This window comes from Lentzea jiangxiensis (assembly GCF_900104175.1).
Lineage (GTDB): Bacteria > Actinomycetota > Actinomycetes > Mycobacteriales > Pseudonocardiaceae > Lentzea > Lentzea jiangxiensis.
This window is the reverse complement of sequence record NZ_FNIX01000025.1, coordinates 1-13,264: the sequence shown is the minus strand read 5'-3', so window position 1 is coordinate 13,264 and position 13,264 is coordinate 1. Positions and strand designations below refer to the sequence as shown.

16 protein-coding genes are annotated in these 13,264 nt (G+C 71.1%); 8 read left to right on the top strand and 8 right to left on the bottom strand.

The window, feature by feature from the left end:
* Positions 1–41 precede the first annotated feature (41 nt).
* Together BLQ91_RS35825 and zapE are read right to left on the bottom strand one after the other, a co-directional pair.
* On the bottom strand, positions 42–287 hold the full coding sequence (locus BLQ91_RS35825) for a DUF3040 domain-containing protein (protein WP_176960136.1): 246 nt from the start codon (positions 285–287) through the stop codon (positions 42–44).
* 71 nt (positions 288–358) lie between these two features.
* The gene (zapE, locus tag BLQ91_RS35820; protein WP_090104388.1) at positions 359–1,351 is read right to left on the bottom strand and encodes a cell division protein ZapE; all 993 of its coding nucleotides are present in this window, start codon (positions 1,349–1,351) and stop codon (positions 359–361) included.
* A gap of 66 nt (positions 1,352–1,417) precedes the next feature.
* Here zapE and BLQ91_RS35815 point away from each other — a divergent pair, with 66 nt between their 5' ends.
* Both BLQ91_RS35815 and BLQ91_RS35810 read left to right on the top strand, forming a co-directional pair.
* Positions 1,418–2,071 (top strand): dihydrofolate reductase family protein, encoded by a 654-nt coding sequence (locus BLQ91_RS35815; RefSeq protein ID WP_245734156.1) that lies wholly within the window; start codon positions 1,418–1,420, stop codon positions 2,069–2,071.
* A 17-nt stretch (positions 2,072–2,088) separates the two neighbouring features.
* Entirely contained in the window at positions 2,089–3,153 is a 1,065-nt protein-coding gene (locus BLQ91_RS35810) for an ATP-dependent DNA ligase (protein ID WP_090104384.1), read from the top strand.
* On the opposite strand, the gene BLQ91_RS35805 is transcribed toward BLQ91_RS35810, so the two are convergent.
* Positions 3,150–4,019 (bottom strand): EamA family transporter, encoded by an 870-nt coding sequence (locus BLQ91_RS35805; RefSeq protein ID WP_245734154.1) that lies wholly within the window; start codon positions 4,017–4,019, stop codon positions 3,150–3,152. The two genes, BLQ91_RS35810 and BLQ91_RS35805, sit on opposite strands and share 4 nt — an antisense overlap.
* A 126-nt stretch (positions 4,020–4,145) precedes the next feature.
* Here BLQ91_RS35805 and BLQ91_RS35800 point away from each other — a divergent pair, with 126 nt between their 5' ends.
* Positions 4,146–5,642 carry an alpha/beta hydrolase gene (locus tag BLQ91_RS35800; RefSeq protein WP_245734152.1) on the top strand — a complete coding sequence of 499 codons (1,497 nt, stop codon included), beginning with the start codon at positions 4,146–4,148 and terminating at the stop codon, positions 5,640–5,642.
* 314 nt (positions 5,643–5,956) lie between these two features.
* On the opposite strand, the gene BLQ91_RS35795 is transcribed toward BLQ91_RS35800, so the two are convergent.
* The 5 genes from BLQ91_RS35795 to BLQ91_RS35775 form a co-directional block, all read right to left on the bottom strand.
* A complete protein-coding gene (locus tag BLQ91_RS35795; protein ID WP_090104505.1) occupies positions 5,957–6,646 on the bottom strand; it encodes a DUF6319 family protein in 690 nt (229 codons plus the stop codon).
* A 109-nt stretch (positions 6,647–6,755) separates the two neighbouring features.
* Entirely contained in the window at positions 6,756–6,974 is a 219-nt protein-coding gene (locus BLQ91_RS35790) for a hypothetical protein (RefSeq protein ID WP_090104378.1), read from the bottom strand.
* A 258-nt stretch (positions 6,975–7,232) separates the two neighbouring features.
* Positions 7,233–7,514: a hypothetical protein gene (locus BLQ91_RS35785; protein ID WP_090104376.1), complete on the bottom strand. Its 282-nt coding sequence runs from the start codon at positions 7,512–7,514 to the stop codon at positions 7,233–7,235.
* Positions 7,515–7,631: 117 nt separating this feature from the next.
* Positions 7,632–8,639, bottom strand: a complete 1,008-nt coding sequence (ligD, locus tag BLQ91_RS35780) for a non-homologous end-joining DNA ligase (RefSeq protein ID WP_090104374.1) — start codon at positions 8,637–8,639, stop codon at positions 7,632–7,634.
* A 9-nt stretch (positions 8,640–8,648) separates the two neighbouring features.
* Entirely contained in the window at positions 8,649–9,248 is a 600-nt protein-coding gene (locus BLQ91_RS35775) for a TetR/AcrR family transcriptional regulator (RefSeq protein WP_090104372.1), read from the bottom strand.
* 40 nt (positions 9,249–9,288) lie between these two features.
* Here BLQ91_RS35775 and BLQ91_RS35770 point away from each other — a divergent pair, with 40 nt between their 5' ends.
* The 5 genes from BLQ91_RS35770 to BLQ91_RS35750 all read left to right on the top strand — a co-directional run.
* Entirely contained in the window at positions 9,289–10,434 is a 1,146-nt protein-coding gene (locus BLQ91_RS35770; protein WP_090104370.1) for an acyl-CoA dehydrogenase family protein, read from the top strand.
* 10 nt (positions 10,435–10,444) lie between these two features.
* Positions 10,445–11,614, top strand: coding sequence for an acyl-CoA dehydrogenase family protein (locus BLQ91_RS35765; RefSeq protein WP_090104368.1), 1,170 nt, complete (start codon positions 10,445–10,447; stop codon positions 11,612–11,614).
* A 9-nt stretch (positions 11,615–11,623) separates the two neighbouring features.
* A complete protein-coding gene (locus BLQ91_RS35760; protein ID WP_090104367.1) occupies positions 11,624–12,370 on the top strand; it encodes a MaoC/PaaZ C-terminal domain-containing protein in 747 nt (248 codons plus the stop codon).
* Complete coding sequence (locus BLQ91_RS35755) at positions 12,367–12,927, top strand: helix-turn-helix domain-containing protein (protein ID WP_090104366.1); 561 nt, start codon at positions 12,367–12,369, stop codon at positions 12,925–12,927. Before BLQ91_RS35760 ends, BLQ91_RS35755 begins: the two co-directional genes overlap by 4 nt.
* Before the next feature lie 86 nt (positions 12,928–13,013).
* A partial coding sequence (locus BLQ91_RS35750) for a helix-turn-helix domain-containing protein (RefSeq protein ID WP_143022754.1) occupies positions 13,014–13,264 on the top strand: 251 nt, incomplete at its 3' end.

Genomic DNA, 13,264 nt, shown 5'->3' with positions numbered 1-13,264 from the left:
ATGGTCGGGGGCGTGCCGCGCGGACGCCAGCGAGTTTCCGGCTACCGGAGGCGGATCGGGTGCCTGTGCAGCACCAGCGCCGCCGCGGTGACCAGCAGGCACTGGAACGCGGCGCCGAACGCGCCGATCATCGTCAGCAGCACCGTGAGCCCACCGAAGACGAGCAGGAGGGAGTAGAACAGCCAGGGCCGCACCTGGCGGTTCATGGTGCGGGCCAGTCTCGGTTCGTCCGCCAACAGCCGCTGTTCGATCTCCTTCAGCGAGCGGCGCTCGGCTTCACTCAGCATGGGTGCCTCCGGAAGACGTCGGGACGTCATCATCCCGCCCGTAACCAGTGGATACTCGAACGCCGCGGGAGTCAAACCCGGGACAGCGCGACCAAACGGCTGACAGCGCGCAGGTACTTCTTCCGGTAGCCGCCCCGGAGCATCTCGTCGGTGAAGAGGTCCGAGAGCGGCTGGCCCGACACCGCGACCGGGATGTCGCGGTCGTAGAGCCGGTCGCCGAACGCCACGAGCCGCAGCGCGATGGACTGGTCCGGCGCGGGTGTGACGTTCTTGAGGTGCACCGCGGTGACGCCGTCGACGAGGCGGCCGTACTTCGACGGGTGGATGCGGGCGAGCGCCGCGCACAGGTCGCCGAAGTCGTCGAGGGTCGCGCCCTGCGTGTTCGCGGCCTTCGTGACCAGCTCGGAGTCCGACATCGGCGGCGGGGCGTCGGGCAGGCCGCGGTGGCGGTAGTCGGGGCCGTCGACGCGCACGACGTCGAACTTCGACGACATCGACTGGATCTCGCGCAGGAAGTCGGCGGCGGCGAACCGGCCCTCGCCGAGCTTGTCGGGCAGCGTGTTGGACGTGGCGGCGACGTGCACGCCGGCGGCGACCAGCTCCTTGATCAGGCGCGTGACCAGCATCGTGTCACCGGGGTCGTCGAGCTCGAACTCGTCGATCGCGAGGAGCTTGTGGCCGCTCAGGCGCCGGACCGCCTCGGGGAACGTCAGGACGCCGACCAGGTTCGTCAGCTCGACGAACGTGCCGTACGCCTTCGGGCCCGGCACGGCGTGCCAGAGCGAGGCGAGCAGGTGGGTCTTGCCGACGCCGAAGCCGCCGTCGAGGTAGAGGCCGAGCTTGCCCTCGTCCTCGGCCCTGCCGCCGAAGAGCGACCACTTCTTGCGCCGGGTGCTGACGCGTGCGGCGAACAGGCGGCCGGCCTCGACCGCGGCGGCCTGGCTGGGCTCGTCCGGGTTGGGGAGGTAGCTGTCGAAGCTGACGTGGTCGAACCTCGGTGGGGGGACCAGGCCCTCCACCAGTTCGTCGGCACCGATCTGGGGATCCCGGTCGGACAAGCGCATGCCCGCACCTTATCGGCGTGGTGGGATGGGTTCGTGGAGATGTTGTGGCCCTCACCGGGCGTTGAGATGACCGACACAGCACTGGAGTCGCTCTACGCCTACCCGCGGGACCGGACCTGGGTGACCGCGAACTTCGTGTCGAGCGCCGACGGCTCGGTGTCGGTCGACGGGCGCTCGGCGGGGCTCGGTTCCCCGGCGGACAAGAAGATCTACCTGCTGGGCCGCGAGCTCGCCGACGTGGTGCTGGTGGGCGCCGGCACGGTGCTGGCGGAGGGCTACCGGGGCGCGCGGAGGGCCACGCCGCTGCCGATCGCCGTGGTCACGGCGCGCGGGACGCTGACACCGGACCTGCCGCTGTTCACCGACACGTCCGTGCCGCCGATCGTGATCACCACCGAGGCCGCCCGGATGCCGCCGCTGCCCGCCGACGTGGTCATCGCCGGGGAGCAGGAGGTGGACCTGAACGTGGCCGTCGCCGAGCTCGCGGCGCGCGGGCTGCACCGGATCGACCTCGAAGGGGGTCCCCGGCTGTTCGGGACGATGGTGGCCGAGGGGCTCGTGGACGCGCTGAACCTGACCTTGGCACCGGTGCTGGCGGTCGGCGACGCGTCCCGGATCGCCCACGGCCCGGTGGTGCCCCCGGTCGGCCTGGCGCTCGAGTCGGTGCTGCGCGAGGACGACGTGCTGTTGTTGCGGTACCGGCGGCGGAACTCCGGTTGAAGAGGCAGGATGTCCGCGTGGACCTCCCGCTGACGCCTCCGCTGCAGCCGATGCTCGCGACCGCGGTGGACGGCATACCGGACAACGCCGACCTGCTGTTCGAACCGAAGTGGGACGGTTTCCGCTGCGTGGTGTTCCGCTCCGGCGACGAGGTCCTCCTGCAGTCGCGCAGCGGCAAGCCGCTCAACCGCTACTTCCCCGAGGTCGTCGCCTCGATGCTCGAGGTGCTGCCCGAGCGCGTCGTCGTCGACGGCGAGCTGGTGGTCGCGAAGAACGACGAGCTGGACTTCGACGCGCTGTCCGAGCGCATCCACCCGGCGGCCTCGCGGGTGACGATGCTGTCGGAGTCGATGCCGGCCACGTTCGTCGCGTTCGACCTGCTCGCGCTCGGGTCCGAGGTGCTGCTGGAGTCACCGACGGTGGCGCGGCGCGAGGCGCTGCTCGCGTTGCCCGGCCTCAACGTCACCCCGGCGACGACGTCGGCCGAGACGGCGAAGCAGTGGTTCGCGCTGTTCGAGGGCGCCGGGCTGGACGGCGTCATGGGCAAGCCCGCGGACGGCCCGTACACGCCGGGCAAGCGGTCGATGATCAAGGTGAAGCACGCCCGCACCGCCGACGTGGTGCTCGCGGGGCTGCGCTGGCACAAGGACACCGAGCCCGGCACGGCTGTCGGCTCGCTGCTGCTCGGCGTCTACGACTCGAACGACCTGCTGCACCACATCGGCGTCTGCGGCTCGTTCAAGGCGGCCGAACGGCGTGAGCTGGCCGCGGAGCTGGCGCCGCTGATCACCGAGTCGCCGGACCACCCGTGGGCGGACCCGCGGCCCGGCCAGCGGATCCCCGGCGAGATCAACCGGTGGCGCGGCAAGCAGGCCGAGTACGTGGCGTTGCTCCCCGAACGGGTGCTGGAGATCCACTACACCCAGACCGAGGGCGAGCAGCCGGTGCGGCTGCGGCACAACGGCCAGTTCGCGCGGTGGCGCCCGGACCGCGAGCCGCTGTCGTGCCGCTACGACCAGCTGGAGATCCCGGCCCGCTACGACGTCGCCTCCGTGCTCAAAGGGGAGCTGCGAGCCCGTTAGACCTCGGGTCTCGCGGATCTGGTCGCCCCCACGGACGCGATCACGACGCAGCAGACGGCGACCCACTGCGCCGGTGCGAGGTGCTCGCCGAGCAGCAGCAGGCCCGCGACCGCGGCCACCGCCGGTTCGAGCGACATCAGGATGCCGAACACGCGTGGCGGCATGCGCCGCAACGCCTCCAGCTCCAACGAGTACGGGATCACCGACGACATCAGCGCGACGGCCGCGGCCGCCGCCAGCACCACCGGGTCGAGCAGAGCCGTGCCGGCCGAGGTGACGCCGAACGGCAACGCGACCGCCGCCCCGACGACCATCGCGAGCGCGAGGCCCTTGCCGTCGCTGGTGGTGCTGCCGAGCTTGGCGGTCACGAGGATGTACGCCGCCCACAGCGCGCCCGCGGCCAGCGCGAACAGCACACCCGTCCACAGCAGACCGCCCTGCACGCGCGTGAGCAGCACCACGCCGGCGCCCGCGAGCAGCACCCACAGGCCGTCGAGCCAGCGCCGCGACCCCGCGACCGCCACCGCGAGCGGTCCCAGGAACTCGATGGTGACGGCCGCGCCGAGCGGGATGCGTTCGATCGCGGAGTAGAAGCAGAGGTTCATCGCCGCGAGCACCACGCCGTAGGTGAGGACGACGGTCAGCGTGCGGCGGTCCATCCGCAGCGACGGCCGCCAGATCGCGACGAGCACGACCGCCGCGACGACCAGCCGCAACGTCACCGTGCCGACCGCGCCCGCCGTCGCGAACAGCTGCTTCGCGACGGCCGCGCCCACCTGCACGCTGACGATCCCCAGCAGCACGAGTGCCGTCGGCGGGATGCCGCCCAGGAGCCGGGCGACGGGAAGCCGGTCAGCGTGAGCCATGGTCCCCATCCTGGCTCATCGACTCACCGCGTTCTCACCTTCCGCGTGCGACGCTCACCACCCGGACCGTGAACGAGAGTGAGGACATCTGTGCGTCGCGCTGCCTTGGCCCTACTGGCAGTGAGCGTGCTGACGGCATGCAGCGCGGGGCCGTCGACCCGGCCGGTGATCGCGGTGAAGGGCGGCGAGAACCAGCCCTTCGACCAGAGCGCGCTCGCCGGGCCGCAGCCAGTGCCCCCGCTGGGCGAGTTCAAAGAGGACTCGCTGGCGTGGTCGGCGTGCAACGAGCAGATGAAGGACCGCCTCGGCGCAGACGCGCCCCAGGGCGACCAGACCTACGAGTGCTCGCGCATGACCGTCGTGCTCGACCCGCCGGGACGTCCCGGCCGCGGCACGCTCGGCATCGCGCTGATGCGCGTCGGCACCGGCAAGAGCGCGCTGGTCGTCGTGAACGACCCCGGCGGCGAGCCCGGCACGCTGAAGGCCGCGCGGCTCGCGGCGGCGTTGCCGAAGGAGGTCCTCAGCACGTTCACGATCATCGGCATGGACCGCCGCGGCACGGGCCGTTCGGACGGCATGTCGTGCGTTCCGCAGGCCACGCGCGCACAGCTCGTCGAGTACGACCCCGCCGAGACCGAGCAGTCGAACCTCGTCGTCGCCGCCGGTGAGGCGTCACAGGAGTGCGTGCTCGACCTCGAGGGCAGGCTGACCGCGTTCGACTCGTGGCGCGCCGCCGCCGACCTGGAACGCCTCCGCGACTCCCTCGGCTCCGACCGCCTCAACGCCCTCGGTTTCGGCGAGGGCTCGCGCGTCATCACGACGTACGCGCAGCGCTACCCGAACCGCATCGGCCGCACCGTCCTCGACGGCGCCCCGGACCCGGCGCTCGACCAGGTCGGCGTGCTGGAGTCCCGTGCCGTGGCGGCCGAAGCGACGTTCGAGGCGTTCGCCCGCGACTGCAAGACGCGCGGCTGCGCTCTCGCGAACCCCCGCGAGGACGTCTCCGCACTTCTCACCCAGCTGCGCAACGGACGCCTGCGCGGCGAGTACGTCGACCTGACCCCGGGCTCCGCGCTGAACGCGATCCTGCTGGGCCTCGCCGACCGGGCCCGCTGGCCCGCGCTCGCCGACGCCGTGGTGAAGGCCCGCGCCGGCGACGCCTCCGGCCTGTTCGCCCTGCTCGACCCGGTGGTGAACGACCTCGACGAGAACCCGCCGCGCTTCGACGCGGGCCTGATCATCGGCTGCAACGACACCTCCACCCGCATCCCGCCGGACCGGGTGAAGGCACTGGCCGCGGACTGGCAGGGCAAGTACGCGCTGTTCGGCGCCGTGTTCGCCCGCCGGCTGCTGCACTGCAACCCGTTCCCGCCGCCCAAGGCCGAGAAGGTCGACCCGGTGAAGAGCGCGCCGCCGATCGTGGTGCTGAGCACGGCCAACGACGTCTCCACCCCCGCGCCGGGCAGCGAGCACGCGGCGCAGCGGTTGCCGGGAGCGGTGCTGATCGGGTGGCAGGGCAGCGGGCACGGCGCCCTGACGCTCTCGGGCTGTGCCACCACGGCCGTGAAGGACTACCTGATCGAAGCGAAGGTGCCGTCGAACGGCACCGTCTGCCCGCCGTGATGGTCAGGCCCGTTGGCCTGCACCAGCTTCGCTGACGCTCCACCGGCCGACATGGCGCAGGGAGCCTCTCGCGTGACCACGACGCGAGGGCTCCCCGCCCGAATCCTGTGTCAGCAGCTCGAACAGCAGCCGCAGCCGGGCCCCGTGCACCCGGAACAGCACCCACACGTACCCATCAGGGCCTCCCCGTCCTCCAAGCCGGACCTGCGCGGGACATCCGCGCTCACCACGGTCCGCTCCGGTACCGGCCCTGGGAACCCCTCTCACCCGAACGCGTGCGGACAACCACCGGGGCGTCGCAGCGAGTGATGCCGCTACGCGCCCAGATCGTCCAGGGCCTTCTGGGCGGCCTCCAACTCGGCGCGCAACTGCTCCACGCGGGCCAGCTGCTGGGCACGCGCCGCGTTCAGGACGCCCTCGACGATCTCGGCCACCTCGGGCGTGAGCAGCTTCGCGGCCTGCGCCACGGCGGCCGGGGGCACCGGGGTCGGGCGGACCGCCCTGCGGCTGCCCTGCAGCACCTCGACGGTCCACTCGCCCTCACCCGTCGTCACCAGTGTCACGGTGACCTCGGGCGTGGAGCCCTTGGCGGACGCCTTGCGCGCGGCGGGCTTCGGCGCCGCCGCCTCGACCGGCGCGGGAGCGGGTTTCGGCTTGGGGGCCTCAGTCTTCACCGGCGCCTCCGGGACGTAGGGGTGGATGATCTCAGTCTCGCGCGGCGGCTCCGGGGGCGCAGGAGGCGGGGTGGCCGGCTTCTTGCGCGGCGGGGGCTTCTCCAGCGTCAACTCGGCCGGGGAGAACGACATCTCGTCCTTCGACCCCGTCGGCCGGACCTGGATGAAGTCGCCCTCCTGGGGCTCGGTGAACGCGAGCAGCTTCGCCGACCTGCCCGCCTCCATGCCCACGGCGGCCGCTGTGAACCACACCATCGGCTGAGTGCCGTCGTTCAACTGCGAGCGCAGGCTGTCGACGTCCTCCGCCGACAGCCCGCTCTTCTTCGCCATCGCGCTGCCTCCCCACCGTTCGAACACCTGTGCCCCAGCATGCCCTACACCCCTGACATTTCCGGGCACCGGGTCGCCGGCAAGATCATCAAGCGGCGCGAGAGCGCGCTCAGGCCTCTTCGGCCTCTTCGGTCTCGACAACGCGAAGCCGGTATTCGCACCCGTACTCGACGGTGTACGACAGCTCGTACACGTGCACGATCTTGGGCCCGCCGTGCAGGTGCACGTACGTCACCGTCTGCTTCGGGGCATCCGGCGTGGACGGCAGCGAGTCCACCCGGCCGTCGAGAGGACCGCCGACGTACCGGACGACATAGGGCTGTGACACGGCGACCTCCTCTCGCGCGTTTCGTCCAGTCTACGAGGTCGCGACTTGGATCCGGTCCCGATGCGGCCAGTTGGTCCACTCACGCCCCGAACCACCGCACGGCGAGGTCGTCGAACGTTTCACCGGCAGGCATCTCACGCATGTACCACGGCATGTTCGAGTACACGTGCAACAGCGCGTAAGCCATCACACGCCGAGCGTCAGGCACCCGCCCGTACGCCTCCACCAGCGCCTGCCGGCACCGGCGATCGCCTTTCGTCACGAAAAGCCGACGCTCGCGAACTCGTACTCGAACGCCCCGCGCATCGCCGGTTCGAAATCGAACAGCCCGCGCTTGCGTTGCCGCTCAACGCAAACAGCCCGCCGCTGCCCCACGAACGCCGCCCAGTCCGCGGGCCCGAGCACTCCGGGTGGCTCGACGCCGTGCAGCACCCGCAACACCTCACCGACCTGCGCGGCGACCTCCACGTCCGGCACATCGGGTTCCCTGCCGTGCAGCCGCGGCGTCGGCACGGGCAGCTTGCCGCGCAACGCCCCCATCACCCCCGGCGAACCGCACCACGTCACCGCGCAGGCCGAGGCGGTCGCGCAACGACTCGGCGTCGCGAACGGGAGGTTCCACGCCTCGGTCCTGCCCGACCACCGCCGCGTGCGAGGTCACTCCTGCTTGCGGGCGCGAGAAGGCTGCACCCGCATGGGCTCCCCCGGCATCTTCGGGTAGTCCGGCGGGTACGGCATCTCCCCGCGCGGATCCGCCGCGTACCACTCCAGCAGGGTCTCGATCCCGAACGCCTCGGAATCCAGCGCGGCGTGCGGATCCCCGCGCTCCTCCAGGTACTTCGGCACCGTCAGCACGTCGAAGTCGTCTGGGTCCACAGTGGACAGCTCGTCCCACGTGACCGGCGTCGAGACGGTGGCGCGGGCGGTTCCGCGCACCGACCAGGCCGAGGCGATGGTGCGGTCGCGCGCGGCCTGGTTGAAGTCGATGAAGACCCGCGAGCCGCGTTCCTCCTTCCACCACGCCGAGGTCGCGAGGGACGGGGCCCGCTTCTCCACCTCGCGGGCCAGGGCGATGACGGCGTGGCGCACGTCGACGAAGTCCCAGTCGGGGCGGATGCGCACGGCCACGTGGACGCCGCGGCCGCCGGAGGTCTTCGGGTAGCCGGTGAGGCCCGCGTCGGCCAGGACCTCGCGCAGCACCTCGGCCACGCGGGCGGCGTCGGAGAAGCCGGTGCCCGGTTGCGGGTCGAGGTCGATGCGCAGTTCGTCGGGGTGGTCGACGTCCGGCCGGCGCACGGGCCACGGGTGGAAGTCGAACGTGCCGAGGTTCGCGGCCCAGACGACCACCGCCTCGGAGGTCGGGCAGATCTCGTCGGCGGGGCGGCCGGAGGGGAAGCGGACCTGCACGGTCTCGACGTACTCGGGCGCGCCCTTGGGCACGCGCTTCTGGTAGAACGCCTCGCCCTCGACGCCGTCGACGTAGCGCTTCAGGACGACCGGGCGGTCGCGCAGCACGGACAGCAGGACCGGGGCGACGGTGCGGTAGTACTCGACCACCTGCCCCTTGGTGATGCCGCGCGCGGGGAAGTACGGCTTGTCCGGGTTGGACACCCGCACGAGCTGGTCACCGACTTCGAGCTCGATCGCCTTCGACTTGGCAGCCACGGGGGAACACTAGAGGCCGCGCACGAACGCCGCGAGCGCCAGTTCGAAGCTGTCGCGGTCGAGCTCGCGGGCGACGCCGGGGAGCAGGTGGGCGCGGTCGAGGTGCGGGTAGCGGTCCGGGTAGTCGGCGGGGTCGGCGGAGAAACCGCTCGAGAACGAGCTCAGCGCCGAGCCGAACACGATGTACATCAGGCCCGCGGCGATCATCGTGGCCTCGCGGCGCGACCAGCCCGCGTCGACCAGCGCGCCGTGCAGGAGGTCGAGGCGCTGCAGCGACTCGGCGCGGCCCGCCGGGCCGTAGGCGAGGAACGGGACGATGTTCGGGTGCGACGAGAGTGCCGCGCGGTACGAGCGCGCGCACCTGGTCAGGCCTTCTCGCCAGCCGTCGGTGAAGCCCGTGACGTCGACCGCGGACAGGATGCTGGACGCGACGTCGTTGAGCAGCTGGTCCTTGGTGCGGACGTGCCCGTAGAGCGACGCGGCCTGCACGCCGAGCTCGGCGGCGAGCTTGCGCATGGACAGGCCGTCGAGGCCGTCGCGGTCGATGATGGCCAGGGCCACCGACCTGATGCGGTCGGGACTCAGCAGAGGGGTGCTCGGCCGGGGCATGTGAGTTAACCTAACACTGTTCGGTTAGTCGGGAGGGCCTGTGGATCTAACGCTTTCGGACGAACACCGGCAGCTCAGGGAGCTGGCCCGGCGGTTCACCGACGACCGCATCGTCCCCCACGCCACGCGGTGGGATCGCGAGGAGGCCATCGACAGGGACCTCGTGCCGGCGCTGGGCGAGGTCGGGTTCCTCGGGCTCGGCGTCGACGAGCGCTACGGCGGGTCCGGCGGCGACAACCTCGCCTACTGCCTCGTGCTCGAGGAGGTGGCGCGCGGCGACTCGGCGGTCAGGGGGATCATCTCCGTCTCGCTCGGGCTGGTCGCGAAGTCGATCGCGCGGCACGGCACCGAGGAGCAGAAGCAGCGCTGGCTGCCGGGCCTCACGTCGGGCTCGCAGGTCGGGTGCTTCGCGCTCACCGAACCCGGCACCGGCAGCGACGCGGGCAGCCTCGTCACCAAGGCCGCGAAGACCGGCGACGGCTACCGCATCACCGGCCGCAAGGTCTTCATCACCAACGGCACGTGGGCGGACGTCGCACTCGTGTTCGCGAGGACCGGCGGACCAGGCCCGAAGGGCATCTCCGCGTTCCTCGTCCCCACTGGTTCCGAGGGTTTCCACGCCACCGAGATCAAGGGCAAGCTCGGCATGCGCGGCCAGGCCACCGCCGAGATCACCCTCGACGACGTCGAGGTGCCCGACGACGCCCTGCTCAGCGCCGAGGGCTTCAAGCTCGCGATGGGCGCCCTGGACAAGGGCCGGATGTCCGTCGCGGCGGGCTGCGTCGGCGCCGCCAGGGGTGCGCTGGAAGCCGCGCTCCGTTACGCCGGGGAACGCGAGCAGTTCGGCAAGCCCATCGCGGGTTTCCAGCTCGTGCAGGAGCTCCTCGCCGACATGGCCGTGGAGACCGACGCCGCGAGGCTGCTGACCTGGCGCGTCGCGGACCTCGCGGACCGGGGACTGCCGATGAGCACCGAGGCGTCCATGGCCAAGCTGTTCGCCAGCGAGGCCGCGGTGAAGGTCGCCAACAACGCCATCCAGGTCTTCGGCGGCTACGGCTACATCGACGAGTACCCGGTGGGCAAGTACCTCCGGGACGCCCGCGTCACCACCCTCTACGAGGGCACCAGCCAGATCCAGAAACTGCTCATCGGCCGCGCGCTCACGGGCGTGAACGCGTTCGTCTGAAAGGAAAGCAATGGACTTCACGCTCGACGAAGAGCAGAAGGAGATCCGCGACTGGGTGCGGACCTTCGTGCGCAAGGAGATCGTCCCGCTCGAGCCCGAGGTGCTGCGCCGCGAGCGCGCGGGCCAGCCGGGTCTCGGCCGGGACGAGCTGAAGGCGTTGCAGGACAAGGCCAAGCAGGCCGGGTTCTTCGGCGTGCTGACGCCGCAGGAGTACGGCGGCATGGGCCTCGGCGCGATGATGACCGCGCTCATCGAGGCGGAGCTGGGCCGCAGCTTCGTACCGTTCCGCTTCGGCGGCTACGCGGACAACATCCTGTTCCACGGCAACGAGGAGCAGAAGCAGCGCTACCTGCTGCCGACGATCTCCGGCGAACGCGTCTCGTGCTTCGCGATCACCGAGCCGGGCGCCGGCAGTGACGCGAAGGCCATCCGCACGTCCGCCGTCCGGGACGGCGACGAGTGGGTGATCAACGGCGAGAAGACGTTCATCACGCAGGGCAACGAGGCCGACTTCGTGATGGTGTTCGCCGTGACGGACAAGGAGAAGGGCGCCGACGGCGGCGTCACGTGCTTCCTCGTCGACCGCGACATGGGCTGGAAGTCCGAACCGATCCCGACCATGGGCCAGTGGGGTCCGGCGGCGCTCGTGTTCGACAACGTCCGCGTGCCGCACGAGAACATCCTCGGCGAGGAGGGCAAGGGCTTCCACCTGGCGATGCAGTGGATCGGCCAGGGCCGCTACCTGCTGCCCGCCCGCGCGCTCGGCAGCGTCGAGCGGCTCGTCGAGATGGCGGTCGAACAGGCCCGCAACCGCGTCACGTTCGGCAAGCCCATCGCCGAGTACCAGGCCATCCAGTGGATGATCGCGGACTCCGCGGTCGAGATCGAGGCGCTGCGCTGGCTCGTGCTGCACGCCGCGTGGCTCGTCGACCAGAAGCGGGACTCGCGGCAGGCGCAGTCGATCGCCAAGCTCTACGGCGGCATCAAGGCCAACGAGATCGTCGACCGCGTGCTGCAGATCCACGGCGGCATGGGCTACACCCGCGAGCTGCCGATCGAGCGCTGGTACCGCGAGCTGCGCCTGCTGCGCATCTACGAGGGCACCGACGAGATCCAGCGCCGCACCATCGCGCGCAACCTGCTCAAGGGCCACGCGAGCGTGCGGGGCACGCTCGGCTAGCTTGGGCTGGTGCTCGACCACGGCATCCTCGGCGTCGTCGACCGGCAGGTCCGCACCTGGTCGGTCCGCGACGCCGAGGTGTACGCGGCGGCCGTGGGCGGCTTCTCCCCCGCGTTCGCCATCCCGCTGCTGCAGCACGGTGGCCCGCACCTCGGTCTGACCGGCGCCGACATGACCCGGGTCCTGCACGCCGAGCAGTCGCTGTGGCTGCACCGAAGGCTTCGTCCGGAACTCCCCTCGACCGTCACCAAGACGGTCGAGAACATCTACGACAAGGGCTCGGGCGCCCTGGTCGTCAGCAGGTGGGAGTCGGAGTTCGCGACGACCCGGTCGTCGTGCTTCGTCAAGGGCGAGGGCGGTTTCGGCGGTGAACGCGGCGAGACCCGCGAGTTCACCGTTCCCGGCGAACCGCCGGAGGCCGGCTTCTTCCGGACCGCCCGCAACCAGGCGCTGCTGTACCGCGAGACCGGTGACGTGAACCCGATGCACACCGACCCGGAGTTCGCCCGGCGCGCCGGGTTCCCGGGGCCGATCCTGCACGGCCTCTGCACGCTCGGGATCACCGTGCGCGGCCTCGACTTCACCGAGCTGCACGCCCGCTTCACCGCCCCCGTCCTGCCGGGCGACCTGCTGCGGGTCGAACGCTGGCCCACCGGCGAGTTCCGCGCGCTCGTCGACGGGAAGCAGGTCCTCATCGGAACGGTTCGGTTTTCCGAAGCGGGGCGGAGCCCGGAGGTTCGCACGATCGTGCCATGAGTGGTGCCCTGGCAACCGCGGACTCCGGGATCGAACCGGTGCGCGTGGCGGTGGAGTCCCGAGACCTGATCAGCGCGGCCGGTGTGACGCACCTGCTGAACAGCTCACCGCGGGTGCGGGTGGTCCAGGACCGCTCCGCCGCGCAGGTGCTGCTGGCCCTGGTGAACGAGCTGTGCGCCCAGCAGGCCGCGCGGCTGCGGGCCTGCGGTTCCTCCCGGATCGTGGTGATCGCGGCACGCGTGCACGACCTCACGCCGTCCATCGCCGCTCAAGCCGGGCTGCCGGTGCCCCTGCGGCGCGCCGACGTCAACGCCGAACGCCTGGTCAAGCTGCTCGTCGGCGGCCAAGCCGTGCAGGAGCGGTCCCCGGTGCTGAACGACCGCGACCTGCAGCTGCTGCGGCTGCTCGCCGACGGCGCCACGATCGCCGAAGTCGCCGCACGGCTGTTCTGCTCGGAACGGACCGTGAAGTACGCGCTGCACCAGCTCCTGGAACGGTTCGGTCTGCGCAACCGGGTGCACGCGGTGGCGTGGGCGTTGCGCTCCGGCCTGCTCTAGTGGCTCGTCCCAGAACGTTGACCCGGTAATCGGTCTTCTGGGCTGACCGGCAGGCTGGTCCCGCATGTCGAGTGCGGGAGGTGGTTGTGGCTCGTCGTCCGGAAGTGTTCGTCCGGCCGCTGTCGATGGAAGACGGCCGGAAACTGGCTCGGATCAGCCGGACCGCGAAGAACCCGGTCAAGTTACGTCGGGCGATCGTGGTACTGATGTCCAGCCAGGGGCAGACCGTCCGCGATATCACGTCGTTGATGCAGGTCAGCGCCGACTATGTGCGTGATGTGATCCACGCGTTCAACGAGCGGGGGTTCGACGCGCTGGACCCAAAATGGAGCGGGGG

Excerpts from the sequence above, each read along its gene's own strand:
- BLQ91_RS35785 (WP_090104376.1), bottom strand. The coding sequence starts at position 7,514 with ATGGGGGCGTTGCGCGGCAAGCTGCCCGTGCCGACGCCGCGGCTGCAC.
- BLQ91_RS35805 (WP_245734154.1), bottom strand. The coding sequence starts at position 4,019 with ATGGCTCACGCTGACCGGCTTCCCGTCGCCCGGCTCCTGGGCGGCATC.
- BLQ91_RS35755 (WP_090104366.1), top strand. The coding sequence starts at position 12,367 with ATGAGTGGTGCCCTGGCAACCGCGGACTCCGGGATCGAACCGGTGCGC.
- BLQ91_RS35795 (WP_090104505.1), bottom strand. The coding sequence starts at position 6,646 with ATGGCGAAGAAGAGCGGGCTGTCGGCGGAGGACGTCGACAGCCTGCGC.
- BLQ91_RS35775 (WP_090104372.1), bottom strand. The coding sequence starts at position 9,248 with ATGCCCCGGCCGAGCACCCCTCTGCTGAGTCCCGACCGCATCAGGTCG.
- zapE (WP_090104388.1), bottom strand. The coding sequence starts at position 1,351 with ATGCGCTTGTCCGACCGGGATCCCCAGATCGGTGCCGACGAACTGGTG.
- BLQ91_RS35765 (WP_090104368.1), top strand. The coding sequence starts at position 10,445 with ATGGACTTCACGCTCGACGAAGAGCAGAAGGAGATCCGCGACTGGGTG.
- BLQ91_RS35825 (WP_176960136.1), bottom strand. The coding sequence starts at position 287 with ATGCTGAGTGAAGCCGAGCGCCGCTCGCTGAAGGAGATCGAACAGCGG.
- BLQ91_RS35815 (WP_245734156.1), top strand. The coding sequence starts at position 1,418 with ATGACCGACACAGCACTGGAGTCGCTCTACGCCTACCCGCGGGACCGG.